Source organism: Porphyrobacter sp. THAI-01a (assembly GCF_056868655.1).
Genome location: NZ_CP180579.1, coordinates 3,214,221 through 3,228,130, shown reverse-complemented (window position 1 = coordinate 3,228,130; position 13,910 = coordinate 3,214,221). Strand labels below are relative to the sequence as shown.

The 13,910-nt window shown below is 68.4% G+C and carries 18 protein-coding genes; 15 read left to right on the top strand and 3 right to left on the bottom strand.

Translation table 11 applies throughout. The annotated features are described in order from the left end of the window. Positions 1-97: 97 nt before the first annotated feature. From ACMX37_RS15630 to ACMX37_RS15585, 10 genes are all read left to right on the top strand, one after another. Positions 98-481, top strand: a complete 384-nt coding sequence (locus tag ACMX37_RS15630) for a hypothetical protein (protein WP_483146812.1) — start codon at positions 98-100, stop codon at positions 479-481. A gap of 52 nt (positions 482-533) precedes the next feature. Then, positions 534-1,037, top strand: a complete 504-nt coding sequence (locus ACMX37_RS15625; RefSeq protein WP_483146811.1) for an MmcB family DNA repair protein — start codon at positions 534-536, stop codon at positions 1,035-1,037. 47 nt (positions 1,038-1,084) lie between these two features. Continuing rightward, a complete protein-coding gene (locus ACMX37_RS15620; RefSeq protein ID WP_483146810.1) occupies positions 1,085-1,858 on the top strand; it encodes a sterol desaturase family protein in 774 nt (257 codons plus the stop codon). Further along, positions 1,855-2,295: a DUF2141 domain-containing protein gene (locus ACMX37_RS15615; protein WP_483146809.1), complete on the top strand. Its 441-nt coding sequence runs from the start codon at positions 1,855-1,857 to the stop codon at positions 2,293-2,295. Before ACMX37_RS15620 ends, ACMX37_RS15615 begins: the two co-directional genes overlap by 4 nt. A 131-nt stretch (positions 2,296-2,426) precedes the next feature. Beyond that, positions 2,427-4,172, top strand: a complete 1,746-nt coding sequence (locus ACMX37_RS15610; RefSeq protein WP_483146808.1) for a PAS domain-containing protein — start codon at positions 2,427-2,429, stop codon at positions 4,170-4,172. A gap of 141 nt (positions 4,173-4,313) precedes the next feature. After that, a complete protein-coding gene (locus tag ACMX37_RS15605) occupies positions 4,314-5,681 on the top strand; it encodes a M48 family metalloprotease (protein WP_483146807.1) in 1,368 nt (455 codons plus the stop codon). A 37-nt stretch (positions 5,682-5,718) separates the two neighbouring features. Continuing rightward, on the top strand, positions 5,719-6,426 hold the full coding sequence (locus ACMX37_RS15600) for a DsbA family protein (protein WP_483146806.1): 708 nt from the start codon (positions 5,719-5,721) through the stop codon (positions 6,424-6,426). A gap of 10 nt (positions 6,427-6,436) precedes the next feature. Next, positions 6,437-7,426, top strand: coding sequence for a M48 family metalloprotease (locus ACMX37_RS15595; RefSeq protein ID WP_483146805.1), 990 nt, complete (start codon positions 6,437-6,439; stop codon positions 7,424-7,426). Positions 7,427-7,561: 135 nt separating this feature from the next. Further along, entirely contained in the window at positions 7,562-8,776 is a 1,215-nt protein-coding gene (locus ACMX37_RS15590; RefSeq protein WP_483146804.1) for a sensor histidine kinase, read from the top strand. Then, positions 8,773-9,579 carry a LytR/AlgR family response regulator transcription factor gene (locus ACMX37_RS15585; RefSeq protein WP_483146803.1) on the top strand — a complete coding sequence of 269 codons (807 nt, stop codon included), beginning with the start codon at positions 8,773-8,775 and terminating at the stop codon, positions 9,577-9,579. The genes ACMX37_RS15590 and ACMX37_RS15585 overlap by 4 nt, the downstream gene beginning before the upstream one ends. Positions 9,580-9,596: 17 nt before the next feature. Here the strand turns inward: ACMX37_RS15585 and ACMX37_RS15580 are convergent, their stop codons facing one another. Then, entirely contained in the window at positions 9,597-9,917 is a 321-nt protein-coding gene (locus ACMX37_RS15580) for a TM2 domain-containing protein (protein WP_483146802.1), read from the bottom strand. A gap of 111 nt (positions 9,918-10,028) precedes the next feature. On the opposite strand from ACMX37_RS15580, the gene nadC reads away from it, so the two are divergent. From nadC to ACMX37_RS15560, 4 genes are read left to right on the top strand one after another with little or no spacing between them, the layout of a single operon-like run. Further along, positions 10,029-10,904 carry a carboxylating nicotinate-nucleotide diphosphorylase gene (nadC, locus tag ACMX37_RS15575; protein ID WP_483146801.1) on the top strand — a complete coding sequence of 292 codons (876 nt, stop codon included), beginning with the start codon at positions 10,029-10,031 and terminating at the stop codon, positions 10,902-10,904. Between the two features lie 5 nt (positions 10,905-10,909). Continuing rightward, positions 10,910-11,317, top strand: coding sequence for a hypothetical protein (locus ACMX37_RS15570; protein ID WP_483146800.1), 408 nt, complete (start codon positions 10,910-10,912; stop codon positions 11,315-11,317). Positions 11,318-11,373: 56 nt separating this feature from the next. Beyond that, entirely contained in the window at positions 11,374-11,808 is a 435-nt protein-coding gene (locus ACMX37_RS15565) for a hypothetical protein (protein WP_483146799.1), read from the top strand. A gap of 12 nt (positions 11,809-11,820) precedes the next feature. Next, positions 11,821-12,525: a T2 family ribonuclease gene (locus ACMX37_RS15560; protein ID WP_483146798.1), complete on the top strand. Its 705-nt coding sequence runs from the start codon at positions 11,821-11,823 to the stop codon at positions 12,523-12,525. A 115-nt stretch (positions 12,526-12,640) separates the two neighbouring features. Here ACMX37_RS15560 and tadA read toward each other — a convergent pair whose 3' ends face one another. Further along, a complete protein-coding gene (gene tadA, locus ACMX37_RS15555) occupies positions 12,641-13,096 on the bottom strand; it encodes a tRNA adenosine(34) deaminase TadA (RefSeq protein ID WP_483146797.1) in 456 nt (151 codons plus the stop codon). A 24-nt stretch (positions 13,097-13,120) separates the two neighbouring features. Beyond that, on the bottom strand, positions 13,121-13,366 hold the full coding sequence (locus ACMX37_RS15550) for a hypothetical protein (protein WP_483146796.1): 246 nt from the start codon (positions 13,364-13,366) through the stop codon (positions 13,121-13,123). Positions 13,367-13,590: 224 nt separating this feature from the next. On the opposite strand from ACMX37_RS15550, the gene rpmB reads away from it, so the two are divergent. Continuing rightward, the gene (rpmB, locus tag ACMX37_RS15545) at positions 13,591-13,878 is read left to right on the top strand and encodes a 50S ribosomal protein L28 (RefSeq protein ID WP_088913003.1); all 288 of its coding nucleotides are present in this window, start codon (positions 13,591-13,593) and stop codon (positions 13,876-13,878) included. Positions 13,879-13,910 lie beyond the last annotated feature (32 nt).

The following is a 13,910-nucleotide window of genomic DNA, read 5'->3' as shown; positions in this document are numbered from 1 at the left end:
GATGCCAGACAATTGTGGCCTGCCCGCGTGGCGGGCCGGGTCGCCGGCGGGGGCGGATTTAACCATTCGGAAAGGACGTCTGCCTAGGCTCGCCCCCATGGCCACGCTCCCGCCCGAGCCGATTCTTCCCGACGCTGGTGTGGCGGCCGATTCCGCCGCGCCCGAGGCGTTGGCGGAGGCGCTGGTCGCGCTGCACGGACAGGCTGCGGCATTGGCGATGCTCGCGCGGCTCGCGCCCGAGCCGGTCGAGATCGGCGGCGAGCTCGGCGCGGTGATCGCCCGTGCCCATCCGTGGCAACGCGCGCTGGTCGCCCGCACCGTCACCGATTGCGCGGCGATGCTCGAGACCGGGCTGGCCGCGCTCGGCACGCTCACCCGCCGCGGACAGGATACCGCCGCCCCGGCGCTGGTGCTGTGGCGCGAGTTCCACGCTGCCCGCGAGGCGATGGTGCGGGTGCTCGAGACCCGCGAACCCGCCTGAGGGAACGCCGCGCAGGCTTGACTGCGTTCCACTTTCGTTCCAACGCCGGAGGATGTCCGGTGCCTCGTCCCCTTCCGCCGATTCGCTTGCATCGCCGGCGCTGGCCGCGAGCGACGTGGCGCGCGGGATCGGCCGGCTCTTTGCCCGCAACGATATCTGGTGCCTTTCGGAGGTGCCCCTGAAAAACGGCCGCCGCGCCGATCTGATGGGGATCGACTCCAAGGGCCTCATCGTGATTGTCGAGATCAAGGTCGCCCGCGCGGACCTGCTGGGCGACGCCAAATGGCCGGACTATCTCGATTTCTGCGACCGCTTCTACTGGGGGCTGCCCCCCGCGCTTGACCGTGCGCCGCTCGAAAGCGAGGCCTACCGGCCGGAGACCTGCGGGGTGATCGTGGCGGACGGGTATGACGCGGAGATCCTGCGGCCCGCCGCCTTCGCCCCGCTGGCGGCGGCCCGGCGCAAGACGCTGGTCGAGCAGCTCGCGCGGACCGCGATGCGGCGGCACATGGCGCTGATCGACCCGCTGGCGACCGCATTGGACGCGGCCCACTGAGATAGGCCTGTCGCGCCTCGCGGAATTGCGGCATAGCTGGCAGCGCGATGCTCCCCGCCGATACCCCCGTTCCGATTGCACTGCTGGTCGTCAGCCTTGCCGTCACCGCGATCGTCGCGCTGCGCTATCTGCTGACCAGCGGGCTGTTCGCCTTTGCCACCGCGAAGATGCGCCCAGGGCTCTATGCCGGCAAGGGCGCGCAGATCGCGCGCGAGGTGCGCTGGTCGCTGCTCTCCGCGGCGATCTACGGTGCGCCCGCCGGGATCGTGCTGTGGGGCTGGCGGCATCACGGCTGGACGATGCTGACCGCCGACTGGGGCGCGCTGCCGCTGTGGTGGCATCCGCTCAGCGTGCTTATCTACCTCTTCGTGCAGGACACCTGTTTCTACTGGAGCCACCGCTGGATGCATCGGCCGAAATGGTTCCGGATCGCCCACGCTGTCCACCACGACAGCCGCCCGCCGACGGCCTGGACGGCGATGAGCTTCCACCCCATAGAGGCGCTGACCGGCGCGGTCGTGATCCCGGTGCTGGTGTTCCTCGTGCCGATCCACGTCGCCATGCTGGGCCTCGTACTGACCATCGCGACGGTGATGGGCGTGACGAACCACATGGGCTGGGAGATGTTCCCGCGCTGGCTCGTTCACTCGCCGTTGGGCAATTGGCTGATAACCGCCAGCCATCACGAACGCCATCACGAGGAATACAGATGCAACTTCGGGCTCTATTTCCGGGTCTGGGACCGGCTTTGCGGCACCGACCGGGGGCTGTCGAAGCGGATCGTCGCCGAGGCGGGGCACGGCCCGCAGGTGCCGGCGTGAGGCGCGCCGCGCTGTTCGTGGTGGCCGCGACGGCGACGACGGCGGCGGCCGTGCCGGCGCAGGCGGGCGAGGTCGTGATCACGGTCACCGACCTGAGGTCGAGCAACGGCGTGGTGCGCGCCTGCATGACCACGCGCGAGGACATCTTCCCGCGCTGCATCAAGGACGCAGGCGCGCACCGCACCGTGGTGCCGGCCGCCGGCAAGGTCGAGATCCGCTTCACCGGCGTGAAGCCGGGCAGCTACGCGATCGCGCTACTCCATGACGAGAACGACAACGGCAAGGCCGACCGCGCGATGGGGATGATGCCCAAGGAGGGCTACGGCTTCTCGCGCGATGCGCCGGTGAAGATGGCCCCGCCCAAGTTCAAGGACGCGGTGTTCGTCCAGGGCGAAGGCACCAGCCGCGTCACGATCAGGATGAGGTATTTCCTGTAAGCCACCTCCGGTGGCCGGCATCGCGCCCCCGGCGCGATCGCAAGCAAAGACTCCCCTTCCGTTTAACGTGATGTTTACCACGCCGCGCCAGAACGGGCCGACACAGGTTCACCAAGGGGCGTATGACAGCCATGGACACTCTGCGCGGCGCCTTCGGTTCCGACTCGGCATCGGATCGGAGCTGGGACGCAATCGAGGAGGAGGAGAGCGCCGAACCGGCGCCCCGCCAGCTGCCGCCCGAGGCGATCGGCCAGGACGAGCGCCGCATGCAGGTGCGCGCCTATAACCACTGGGCGAGCCTGCTCGGCGAGCGGATGTTCCCTAGCATCGAGGACCTCGACCCCGCCAGTCTCCCCGATTTCGGCCCCCATTCGGTGCTGCTCGATTTCTCCTACGGGATCGAGAATCCCGGGGTGCGATACATCGGCGAAAAGCTGGCGGCCGAGTGCGGCACGCAGGGGGTCATCACCCGCCTTTCGGACGTGCCGCCGCGCTCGCTGCTCAGCCGCATCACCGACCACTACATGCAGATCCTCGCCAACCAGGCGCCGATCGGTTTCGAGGCGGAATTCGTCAATCACGCCGGAATCGCGATCCTCTATCGCGGCATCCTGCTGCCCTATTCGAGCGACGACGAGACGATCGACTTCATCTACGGGGTGATCAACTGGAAGGAGATGGCCGACCAGCTGACCGCCGACGAGCTGCTTCTCGAGATCGACCAGGCACTCGAACTCGGTACCGATCTCGAGCTCGAGGAAGACCCGGCCCCGCGCCCGGCGGAACCTGTCACCGACTGGGCGGATTCGCCTGCGCGCGAGCACGAGGACGAGGCCGCAGCGCCCGCGCACGCCTACAATGATTTCGCCGCCGACTTCGCCGACCTGGGGGGCCTTTCCGCTTACGGCGGGGCCGAGGACGCATATGATGACGACGCGCTCCCCGATTTCAGCCAGTACAGCCTCGACGACGACGACGAGGAATACGACGAGGACGAGGGCGAGGGCGAAAGCGCCGGCTACAACTTCGCCAGCCTCGCCGACTATATCGAGGCCCCCGCCAAGAAGGCGATCGACCTGACCGGCATCGAGCCCATGCCCTACCTCGAGGACGGGGACGAGGACGCCGCGCCCGAATATGGCTTCGTGCCCGAACCGGTTGCCGAACCCCTTTCCGCTCCGGTCGCGGCGCGGGTGCCGGTCTTCGCCGCCGCGGACGATTTCGACGACGAAAACGACGACGAACCCGCCTTTGCCGACGATCTGCCCGAGGATGCCGGTCTCTACGATTGCCTCGCCGCCGCGCGCGAGCTTGCCCGCGCCGCTGACAGCACCGAGGATCGCAGCCGCAGCGCGCTCTATGCCGCGGTGAGCCGCGCCTACGACTTCTCGCTCGCCGCCGCTGCCGCGCCCGAGGACTATGCCGAACTGATCGCCGAAAGCGGTCTGACCGTGCAGGACCGCGCGCCGATGACCCCGGTGGTCAAGCTCGTGTTCGGGCACGATTACGACAAGACCCGCCTCACCGAATATGCCGCCGTGCTGACCCACGCGCATCGCCTCAAGCTCGCCCGCGGGGCCCTTGCGGGCTTCCTCGCCGAGACCGAGGGTGGGGTGAAGGCGGTGGTCAAGGCAGAACGCCGCCTGCGCCGCGAGGAACAGGGCAAGCCGGTCGAGGAGCCCGGTGCCGTGCGCGAGGCGCTGGCCGCCCAGCTGCGCGCGCTCGAGGCGATCACGCTCGAGCATCTCGACGGCGCGGGCCCCGAGTTCGCACTGGTGCTGATCCGCCGCGACGAGATCGGCTGCGCGGAAATCCTCGCCGAACTGCCGGAAGACATTGCCCAGATCGAACGCGCCGCCCGCAAGCTCGCCGGTTGAGGCCGCCGCCGCTCTCACCCTCTCCGCCCGGACATCAACACCCGAGGCACGCTTGATGCCCGGGCGGGGACCCGCCTCTTGTGTGACAGGGGCCGCGCCTTCAGTTTGCGTTCAGGCGCAACTCCGGTAGTGTCGCCGCCGATGCGCGGTCGCCCCAATCCTCTGGCCTTCTGCCTTGCGCTGCTGGCAAGCCTCGTCTTTGCGGCCCACCCGGCGGCGGCGCAATCGATCCTGCGCGATGCTGAGACCGAGCAGCTCCTGCTCGACATGGCCGCCCCGCTGATCGAGGCGAGCGAACTCGAGCCCGGCAATGTCGAGCTGGTGCTGATCAACGACGGCTCGATCAACGCCTTCGTCGCCGGCGGGCAGGCGATCTATGTCCACACCGGGCTGATCGGCGCGGCCGAGAGCGCCAACGAGGTCCAGGGCGTGCTCGCCCACGAACTCGGCCACATCACCGCGGGCCACGTGGTGCGCTTCAACGAACGCACCAAGGCGGCGAACGGAATCTCGATCCTCTCGCTGCTGCTCGGCGTCGGTGCGGCGCTGGCCGGGGCGGGCGATGCAGCGATGGGGATCATCGCCGCCGGGCAGCAGGCCGCGATGGGCAGCTTCCTCAGCTTCAACCGCGACCAGGAAGCCGCCACCGATCTTGCCGGTGTACGCTACCTCTCGGGCGCGGGGATCAGCGGCAAGGGCATGATCAAGTTCTTCGAGCGGCTGCGCGGCAACGAGATTCGGGCCGGCTACAGCCAGACCGACGAGGCCGGCTATGCCCGCACCCACCCTCTGACTGGCGACCGCATCCAGACCCTGCGCGGGCTGCTGGAGGAGGACCGGGCATGGAATGCCGAGCCCGATCCCGAACTGCAGGAACGCTTCGTGCGCGCCAAGGCCAAGCTGTTCGGCTATCTTTCCGAGCCGCGCCGCACGCTCAACGCCTATCCGGTGCGCGATACCAGCGTTCCGGCGCGCTATGCCCGCGCCTATGCCTACCACAAGGAGGCGCGCGTCGATCTCGCGCTGGCAGAGGCCGATGCGCTGCTGGCGCAGGAGCCGGACAACCCGTGGTTCCTCGAGCTGAAGGGGCAGGTGCTGCTCGAATCCGGGCGGCCGAAGGATGCGCTGGCGCCGCTGCGCCGCTCGACCGAGCTGACCCGCGCCCATCCGCTGATCGCCGGCATGCTCGGCCATGCGCTGATCGCCACCGAGAATCCCGCCAACTTCGCCGAGGCCGAACAGGTGCTGCGCGCCTCGGTCCAGCGCGATCGCTACAATCCCTTCGCGTGGTACCAGCTGGGTGTGGTCTACGAGGCCCGCGGGGATATCCCGCGCGCGCGGCTCGCCAGCGCCGAGGTGCAGGTGATGAACCGGCAATATCCGCAGGCGCTTGCCAACGCCCAGGCTGCGGAGGCCTACCTGCCCTACGGCTCGGCCGACTGGATCCGCGCGCAGGATGTCGCGCTCGAGGCGCGCGCCGAACTGGAACGCGTGAAGAACCGCCGCTAAGGCTGGGTGTCATCCGCCTCACGCTCACGGAACCGCCATGTCCGCCGACCCTGCTCCCTCGTCCCTGCGCAACACCCTGCTGACCGCGCTGATGGCGCTGGTGTTCGGCTTTCTCGGCGCGGCGGCGTGGTCCTATTCGGGGCTTGCCGACAACCGCACCCGCGCCTTCCTGCTCGGCAATCCCGACCTGCTGCCGCAGATGGCGCAGGCCTACGAGGAGCAGGAAGCCGCCAAGCGCCTCGCGCAGATGGGGGGTGCGGTGTTCGAGCCCTTCCCGGGCGTGGTGCTCGGGAACCCCGACGGCAAGACAGTGCTGGTCGAGTTCACCGACTACAATTGCCCCTATTGCGAGGCGAGCCTCAAGGACGTGAACCGGCTGATCGCCGAGGACCCCGATCTGAAGGTCGTGATCCGCGAATGGCCGATCTTCGAAGGCTCCGATGTCGCCTCGCGCATGGCCCTCGCGGCCGGGCTTCAGGGCAAGTACCGCGCCTTCCACGATGCCATGTTCGCCACTGGCGATGTCGAGGCGGCGGCGCGGACCGCCGGGCTCGACATGGCGCGCGCGCAGCGGGACGCCGCCTCCGAGGCGGTCTCGACCGAGATCGCGCGCAATCTCGATCACGCCCGCGCGCTGGGCTTCACCGGCACGCCGGCATGGATCGCGGGCAAGACGCCTTTCGGCGGGGCGGTCGGCTACGAGAGGCTGAAGGCCGCGCTCGCCAAGGCGGGCGAGGTGGGCTGAGGCAGCCGCGATGCGCGCACTTGCGCTTGCCGGACTGCTGGCGGCGGGGCTGTGCTGCGGGCCGCTCGCCGCACAGGCCGCCACTCCGCCGCGCGTTGACTACGCCGCCGAGCGCGCCGCCATCGCTCGCTATCAGGACGCCGACCAGCGGCTCCAGGACGTGGGTTGGCAGCTTGCGCGCGGCAATGCGCCGTTCTGCCCCAAGGTCGTGCCCTCGATCGGGCTGCAGTTGCAGGACATGGCGAGCTACGGCGCGCCCGCTATCGCCCGCACGTCGCTGGGCCTCGCGGGCGACTTCGCCGTCCAGACCGCCGCGCGCGGATCGCCTGCCGCGCTTTCGGGGGCCTTCGCCCGCAACCGCGAGGTGGTGCGGCTCGAACGCTTCGATCCCAACGCATGGCCGGCGGGCGGCGCGATGGACTGGCAGCGGCTCGCCCGCGCACACGACCACGTCGAGGCTATGCTGACCGAACACGGCGGCATCGCGGTCGGCTTTGCCGACGGCGGCGAGGCGCGGGTGGCTCCGGCCGAGGTCTGCGCTACCCGCTTCGAACTAATGGGTGATGGCGGCAAGGCGGTCGCCGACGGCAAGCGGGTCGTGATCGGCATCAGTTTTCCCGCCTTTGCCTATGCCGAGGAGCCGGTCTTCGCCGCTCTCGTCGCGCACGAGCTGGCGCACAATGTCCTCGGTCACGACGCCTGGCTCGACCGCAACGGGCGCAGGGCGAAGCTGGTGCGCCGGATCGAGCGCGAGGCCGACCGGCTGATCCCGTGGCTGCTCGCCAATGCCGGATACGATCCCGAGGCGGGCGTGACCTTCATGACGCGCTGGGGATCGGCCCACGATTCGGGTCTCCGGATGCGCTACGGGCATGACGGCTGGGACGAGCGGGCCGAGTCGATCGCTGCCGAGGTGGTGCTGGTGAAGGCGCTGATGGCGCGCGAGGGCCGGGCCGACTGGCGCGCGCATTTCCGCCGCGAGATAGATGCACCATTCTGACGCCGCCTCCACGGCGTTGTTCTCGGGGAGCGCTTGTGCCCTAGGGGCCGGCTTGCGCCGAGACGTTGTGCTGTCACGCCGGTGCGACCGAATAGATGTGCCGTTTGCGACGAAATGAGTTAGACCGGCATCACTATGGCAGTGCTCCAGATCCAGGCGGCGCCGTTCTTCGCGAGCAAGAACCGGGCGTTCTGGAACCTCCAGCTGGCGGGCTGGGGCGCGGCGTTCCTGCTGCGCGCGGTCTCGGCGCTGGCCAACAAGCAGGAACTTGCGGTTCTTGCGCTGATCCTTGTCACCACCATCACCGGCTTTTCGATCAGCCTGATCCTTTCGGTGATCTATCGCCAGCTGATCCGTCAGCAGCCGCTGGTGACGTGGGGGGTGACCGCGCTGGTGCTGCTTGTCGCGGTGTTGCTCCACGCCTCGATCGATGCCTGGGTGCAGGGGGTCTATACCGGCGGCGGCCGCGACAGCTTCGTCCAGCGCCTGATCGGCCTGCTCTACCTGCCAATGACCCTGCTCGGCGGGTGGAGCGCGCTCTATTACGCGATCAACTTCTTCCTGACGGTCGAGCAGCAGGCCGACCGGCTGGAGCGACTCGAGGCGCAGGCCACTGCCGCGCAGCTCGCGATGCTGCGCTACCAGCTCAATCCTCATTTCCTGTTCAACACCCTGAATTCGATCAGCACGCTGGTGCTGCTGAAGCAGACCGAGCCCGCCAACGCGATGCTCACCAGGCTGTCGGGCTTCCTCAGGCACACCCTCATCGCCGAGCCCGGCAGCCAGGTCACGCTGGCGCAGGAGATCGAGACGCTGCAGCTCTACCTCGACATCGAGCGGATGCGCTTCGAGGAGCGGCTGCGCACCCATTTCGAGATCGAGGATGCCGCGCTCCAGGCGCAGCTTCCGGCGATGCTGCTGCAACCGCTGGTCGAGAACGCGATCAAGTATGCCGTCAGCCCGCAGGAGGAAGGCGCGCAGATCGCGCTCACCGCGCGGGTGATCGGCGAGCGGCTGCGCCTGACAGTCGAGGACACCGGGCCGGGCGCCGACGACAGCCCGCGTGCCGTGACGGGTGATCCGATGCCGGGTCGCCCGGTCTCCACCGGCGTCGGCCTCGCCAACATCCGCAACCGCCTGGCGCAGGCCTATGGCGACCAACATCTTTTCGAGACGAGATCCGAAGCTGGGGGCGGCTTCACCGTGCTGATCGAGATTCCCTTCACGCCGGCCGCCAAAGCCGGGGAAGCGACAGCACCCGCCGTGGCAGTCGGGACTGCCCCAAGCGGCGGGGGCGACAACATCATCCCCCTCAACCCCCCCATCAGAACTATCGGAACAACCGCATGACCATCAGAACCATCCTTGTCGACGACGAGAAGCTCGCTATCCAGGGCCTGCAGCTGCGACTCCAGGCCTTCGAGGACGTCGAGATCATCGACACCTGCGCCAATGGCCGCGAGGCGATCCGCAAGATCAAGACCGAGAAGCCCGATCTCGTCTTCCTCGACATCCAGATGCCCGGCTTCGACGGCTTCTCGGTCGTCAAGGGCGTGATGGAGATCGAACCGCCGCTGTTCGTCTTCGTCACCGCCTACGAGGAACACGCGATTCGCGCCTTCGAGGCCAATGCCGTCAACTACCTGATGAAGCCGGTCGACGAACAGAAGCTCGCCGACACCATCGAACGCGTGCGCCAGCGCCTTGCCGAGAAGAAATCGGCCGAGGATGCGGGCCAGCTGCTCGACGTGCTCTCCGAGATCGCGCCCGAGCGCGCCGCCGACTTCGCCGAGACCACCGCGACCACGACGGAGAGCGCGGACCGGTTCGAGAAGCTCATCAACGTCAAGGACCGTGGCCAGATCTTCCGCGTCGAAGTCGACACGATCGAGCACATCGAGGCCGCGGGCGACTACATGATCATCTCCACCGGCGACAATTCGCTGGTGCTGCGCGAGACGATGAAGGACCTGGAACGCCGCCTCGATCCGAGGAAGTTCCAGCGCGTCCACCGCTCGACCATCGTCAACCTCGATCTGGTGCGACAGGTGAAGCCCCACACCAACGGTGAGTGCTTCCTGGTGCTGGACAGCGGCGCTGAGGTGAAGGTGTCGCGCTCCTATCGCGACGTGGTGGCGCGCTTCGTCCACTGATCCGCGCGAGGCACGGCCTATTCCGTGGCCTCGGCCGTCAGGCGCTCGCGGGTCTCCTCGTCGCGCTGGCGGATCATGGCGGGGATGCGGAACAGGTCGGTGATCGCCCAGACCGCGGTGATCGGAAGGCCGATGATCGTGATGCCGATGGCGAGCATCACGGTCGCGGTCTTCCGTTCGCCGAGATAGAAGCGGTGCGCACCCAGCACCCCGAGAAAGACGCAGAGAAGGTAGACCGCCAACTTGCTCGGCCTTTGCGCGACGACCTGGAAATCGATCCGCATCTTCTCCTGAAGGCTGAGCGGTATTCTCCGGCACTCGTCGTCCTGCGAGTCCATTCCTGCGACCTCCCCACCCGCGTTTGCCATTCCTGTTTCCGGATGGCTTGGTAGAAGGCTATGCCATATCTTGCCCGCAGGCAACTAAATTTCAGGTAACGGTTTGAACTTATGATCAATTTTGTCCTTCCTGGTTTCGATCTCGCCGCCTTCGTCCGCGCTACGCTGGCCGAAGACCTCGGCGAGGGCCTGCCCGGCGGGGGGCGGGACGTCACTTCGGACAGCGTCATTCCAGCCGAAGCGCGCTTCTCCGGGGTCATGGACAGCCGCGATGCGATCACCGTCGCGGGTCTGCCGCTGGCCGAGGCTTTCTTCCGCCATCTCGATTCCGACTGCACCATCGCAACCCTCGTGCACGATGGCGACAAGGTCCCCGCGGGCACCGACCTGATGCGGATCGAGGGCCGGGCGCGCGCGCTGCTGACGGCGGAGCGCAGCGCCCTCAACATCGTCCAGCACCTCTCCGGCATCGCCACGCTGACCCAAGCCTATGTCACCGCCATGCGCGGCCCCGGGGGCAATCCGGCCTGCACGCTGCTCGATACCCGCAAGACCATCCCCGGCCTCCGGCACCTCGAGAAATACGCCACCCGGCAGGGCGGGGCGCAGAACCACCGCATGGGGCTGTGGGATGCGGCGATGATCAAGGACAATCACGTTGCGGTCGCGGGCTCTGTCGGAGAGGCGGTGCGGCGCGCGCGCGAGGCAGGCGTCGAGAGGATCATCTGCGAGGTCGACAGCCTCGACCAGATCGAGCCCGCGCTGGCGGCGGGGGCGCATCACCTGCTGCTCGACAACATGGACCCGGCCACCCTCGCGCAGGCCGTCGAACTGGTCGCGGGCCGCGTGCCGACCGAGGCGAGCGGGGGCGTCAACCTCGACACCATCGCCGCGAAGGCCGCGAGCGGGGTGGACTACATCTCGGTCGGGCGCCTCACCCAGAGCGCACCCGCCGCCGACATCGGGCTGGATTTCAAGCCGCTGTGAAGCTTGTGCGGGGGCCCAGACCGCTGGCGATCCGCGTCTTCGCCGCCGCCTTCCTCGCTGCGGCGCTGCTGCGGCTGGTGCGCGGACTGGACGACCTGGCGCGCGCCCAGAGCGCCTATGCCGCCCACCTGCCGTGGTTTGCATGGGACCGCGACTGGACCATCGTCGCGCTATCGGCGGAATTCACGATCGCGCTGATCCCGCTCGTCTGGATCTATCTCTTTGCGGCGCCCTTCGCGCGCTGGCTGGTGCTGGGCTTCGGCGCGCTGCGACTGGCGATGCTCGATCCGGCGGCGCTGACCGGCGCGCTGCTCGTCGCGGTCGCGATGGCGAGCCTGCTCACCGCGCAGGCCGGACGCTGGTTCGCGCGTGTGCCGGAGCCCGATGAAGACGGCCCTGCCATTTTCGAATAGACTCGCGTTCACCGCATGTTAGCTTGCCCCGCGATGTTGCTGAAAAGGGGATGTTCATGCGACCGGCTTCCATCACCAAGTTCGACCAGCTCTACCTCGGCGCGATCGCGCTGGGAATCGTCAACTCCGTGCTGAACTACGACAACACCATGGCGCAGCTCGAGGCCGATCCGGCGGTGGCCGCCGCGGGCATGGCAGGTCCCGGTTTCATGGTCGGCGCCACCGCCCTCGGCTTCGCCATCTCGCTGCTGCTGTGGTACTTCATCTCGCGCCGGGCCTCGAACGTCGCCAAGTGGATCCTGCTGGTGCTGACCGTGATCGGCACGGTGGCCATGCCGCTGGGGCTGATGGCCGTGCCGCTGGTCCAGGCGATCATCGCGGTGGTGATCACGGTGATGCAGATCGCCGCCGTCTGGTTCCTGTTCCGGCCCGATGCCAAGGCATGGTTCGAGCACGGGCCCGGGGGCATGGATCCGGCCGCCTTCGAATAGGCGCGCCGCGGCGTGAGGGCGGGGCTTGCGGGACTGGCGGCGCTGGCCGCGCTACTGCCCGCCCCCGCATTCGCGCAGGCCTATCAGTGCCGCGCGCCGCAGGTGGCGAGCGTCCCGCGCACCGCCCCCGACGGCCCGCGCCGCGTACTGCCGGTGACGGGCTACACCCTTGCGCTGAGCTGGTCGCCCGAGTTCTGCAAGCCGCGCACCGGTGATCGCGGCCACGCCTTCCAGTGCGCGGGCAAGCCGGGTCGCTTCGGCCTCGTCGTCCACGGTCTGTGGCCAGAGGGCGCCAAGGGCTGGCCGCAGTGGTGCGAGGCCCGCGCAGGCCTCACCCCTGCCGATATCCGGGGGGCGATGTGCCTGATGCCCTCCGAGCGCCTCGTCGCGCGCCAATGGGCCAAGCACGGGGCGTGCATGGTGAAGCGCCCCGCGAACTACCTCAAGGTGATCCGTATCCTCCATTCGGGCCTGCGCCTGCCGGATTACGACCGCATCAGCCGCGAGGAGGGGCTGACGGCGGGCCGCATCCGCGCCGCCTTCGCCGACGCCAATCCGGAATGGCCCGAGGCCGCCATCGCAGTGATGCTCTCCCCGCGCGGCTGGCTTGAGGAGATTCGCCTGTGCTATTCGAAAACCTTCCACCCGGCCCGCTGCCCGGCCACGCGGCGGGGTGCGAAGGACAGCACTCCCGCGCAGATCTGGCGCGGGCTGTGAAGGCGGGCGCACCACGGGAGCCGCATGCGTAAAACTGCGACAGTGTCCTGGCATGCGACCGGGCTCATGGCCGTTTCGCCGGCGGGGGCTGGCACACGCCGCAAGGCCCGCGCGTTCAGCGTCGCTTCCTGAAAAATGCCCTGAGCAGTTCCGCCGCTTCCTCCTCGCCGATCCCGGTGTAGACCTCGGGGCGGTGGAGGCACTGGGGGTGGTCGAACACCCGCGCGCCCTGTTCGACCGCGCCGCCCTTGGGGTCGCTCGCGGCGTAATAGAGCCGCGCGATCCGGGCATGGGCGATGGCACCTGCACACATCGCGCAAGGCTCCAGCGTGACCCACAGTTCGCAGCCCGTCAGGCGCTCATCGCCGAGCACTTCGGCGGCGCGGCGGATCGCGAGGATCTCGGCATGGGCGGTGGGATCGTGGGAGCCGCGCGGCGCATTGTGCGCCTCGGCGATCACTTCGCCGTCCTTCACCACCACCGCGCCGATCGGCACCTCGCCCGCCGCGGCGGCGGCGCGCGCGGCGGCGAGGGCGCGGGGCATGAAGCTGCGGAACGCCCGCCCGCTCATGCCCCGCACCCGTGGCCGGCAGGATTACTCCTCGTTGCCGGTTGCCGGCGTGCCTTCGGCATCGGGCATGGTGATATCGACATCCGGAACCTCGACCGTCGTTTCCTTGGTGCCGACATCGACGTCGGCGGTCTCGACGTCGTATTCCGGCATCTGGCCACCCGTCACCTCGACATCGGGCAGTTCGCCTTCCTGCGTCTGGTCGACATCGCACGCGGCAAGGCCGATTGCCAAGGGGGCGATGAGGCTGGTGATGATGATGCGCTTCATGATTGTGGTTCTCCTTGAGGCCTGACAATGCGGGCATCGCCCCAGCCAGGTCGGCCGCGAATGCAGAAGACGGTGCGATTGCAGGCCATCACATGGGTTAGGCTTGGCACCCCGGCGGCTGCCCGGCTGGCCGGGGAAGCGCATCCTGCTTGACGATTCGGGTCTGCCCCGTTATGCGCGCCGCTTTCCCGGCTAGAACCGACTTTTACGAGAAGAGACACACCATGTCGCGCATCTGCGAACTGACCGGCAAGGGCCGCCAGGTCGGCCACAACGTGAGCCACGCCAACAACAAGACCAAGCGCGTCTTCCTGCCCAACCTGCAGAACGTGACGCTGATGAGCGAAAAGCTCGAGCGCAGCTTCAAGTTCCGCGTCTCGACCCACGGCCTGCGCTCGGTCGAGCACAATGGCGGGCTCGACAACTGGCTGCTGAAGACCAGCGACGAGAAGCTCTCGGCCAATGCGCTGAAGGTCAAGCGCGAGCTCATCAAGGCTCAGGCTGCGGCCTGATCTCCGCCGGTCCCGCGGGACCCGAGGCGAAA

Coding starts and splice junctions, on each gene's coding strand:
- ACMX37_RS15580 (WP_483146802.1), bottom strand. CDS start 9,917: ATGGACTCGCAGGACGACGAGTGCCGGAGAATACCGCTCAGCCTTCAG.
- ACMX37_RS15600 (WP_483146806.1), top strand. CDS start 5,719: ATGTCCGCCGACCCTGCTCCCTCGTCCCTGCGCAACACCCTGCTGACC.
- ACMX37_RS15565 (WP_483146799.1), top strand. CDS start 11,374: ATGCGACCGGCTTCCATCACCAAGTTCGACCAGCTCTACCTCGGCGCG.
- rpmB (WP_088913003.1), top strand. CDS start 13,591: ATGTCGCGCATCTGCGAACTGACCGGCAAGGGCCGCCAGGTCGGCCAC.
- ACMX37_RS15595 (WP_483146805.1), top strand. CDS start 6,437: ATGCGCGCACTTGCGCTTGCCGGACTGCTGGCGGCGGGGCTGTGCTGC.
- ACMX37_RS15550 (WP_483146796.1), bottom strand. CDS start 13,366: ATGAAGCGCATCATCATCACCAGCCTCATCGCCCCCTTGGCAATCGGC.
- ACMX37_RS15605 (WP_483146807.1), top strand. CDS start 4,314: ATGCGCGGTCGCCCCAATCCTCTGGCCTTCTGCCTTGCGCTGCTGGCA.
- ACMX37_RS15625 (WP_483146811.1), top strand. CDS start 534: ATGTCCGGTGCCTCGTCCCCTTCCGCCGATTCGCTTGCATCGCCGGCG.
- ACMX37_RS15620 (WP_483146810.1), top strand. CDS start 1,085: ATGCTCCCCGCCGATACCCCCGTTCCGATTGCACTGCTGGTCGTCAGC.
- nadC (WP_483146801.1), top strand. CDS start 10,029: ATGATCAATTTTGTCCTTCCTGGTTTCGATCTCGCCGCCTTCGTCCGC.
- ACMX37_RS15610 (WP_483146808.1), top strand. CDS start 2,427: ATGGACACTCTGCGCGGCGCCTTCGGTTCCGACTCGGCATCGGATCGG.
- ACMX37_RS15630 (WP_483146812.1), top strand. CDS start 98: ATGGCCACGCTCCCGCCCGAGCCGATTCTTCCCGACGCTGGTGTGGCG.
- ACMX37_RS15585 (WP_483146803.1), top strand. CDS start 8,773: ATGACCATCAGAACCATCCTTGTCGACGACGAGAAGCTCGCTATCCAG.
- ACMX37_RS15590 (WP_483146804.1), top strand. CDS start 7,562: ATGGCAGTGCTCCAGATCCAGGCGGCGCCGTTCTTCGCGAGCAAGAAC.
- tadA (WP_483146797.1), bottom strand. CDS start 13,096: ATGAGCGGGCGGGCGTTCCGCAGCTTCATGCCCCGCGCCCTCGCCGCC.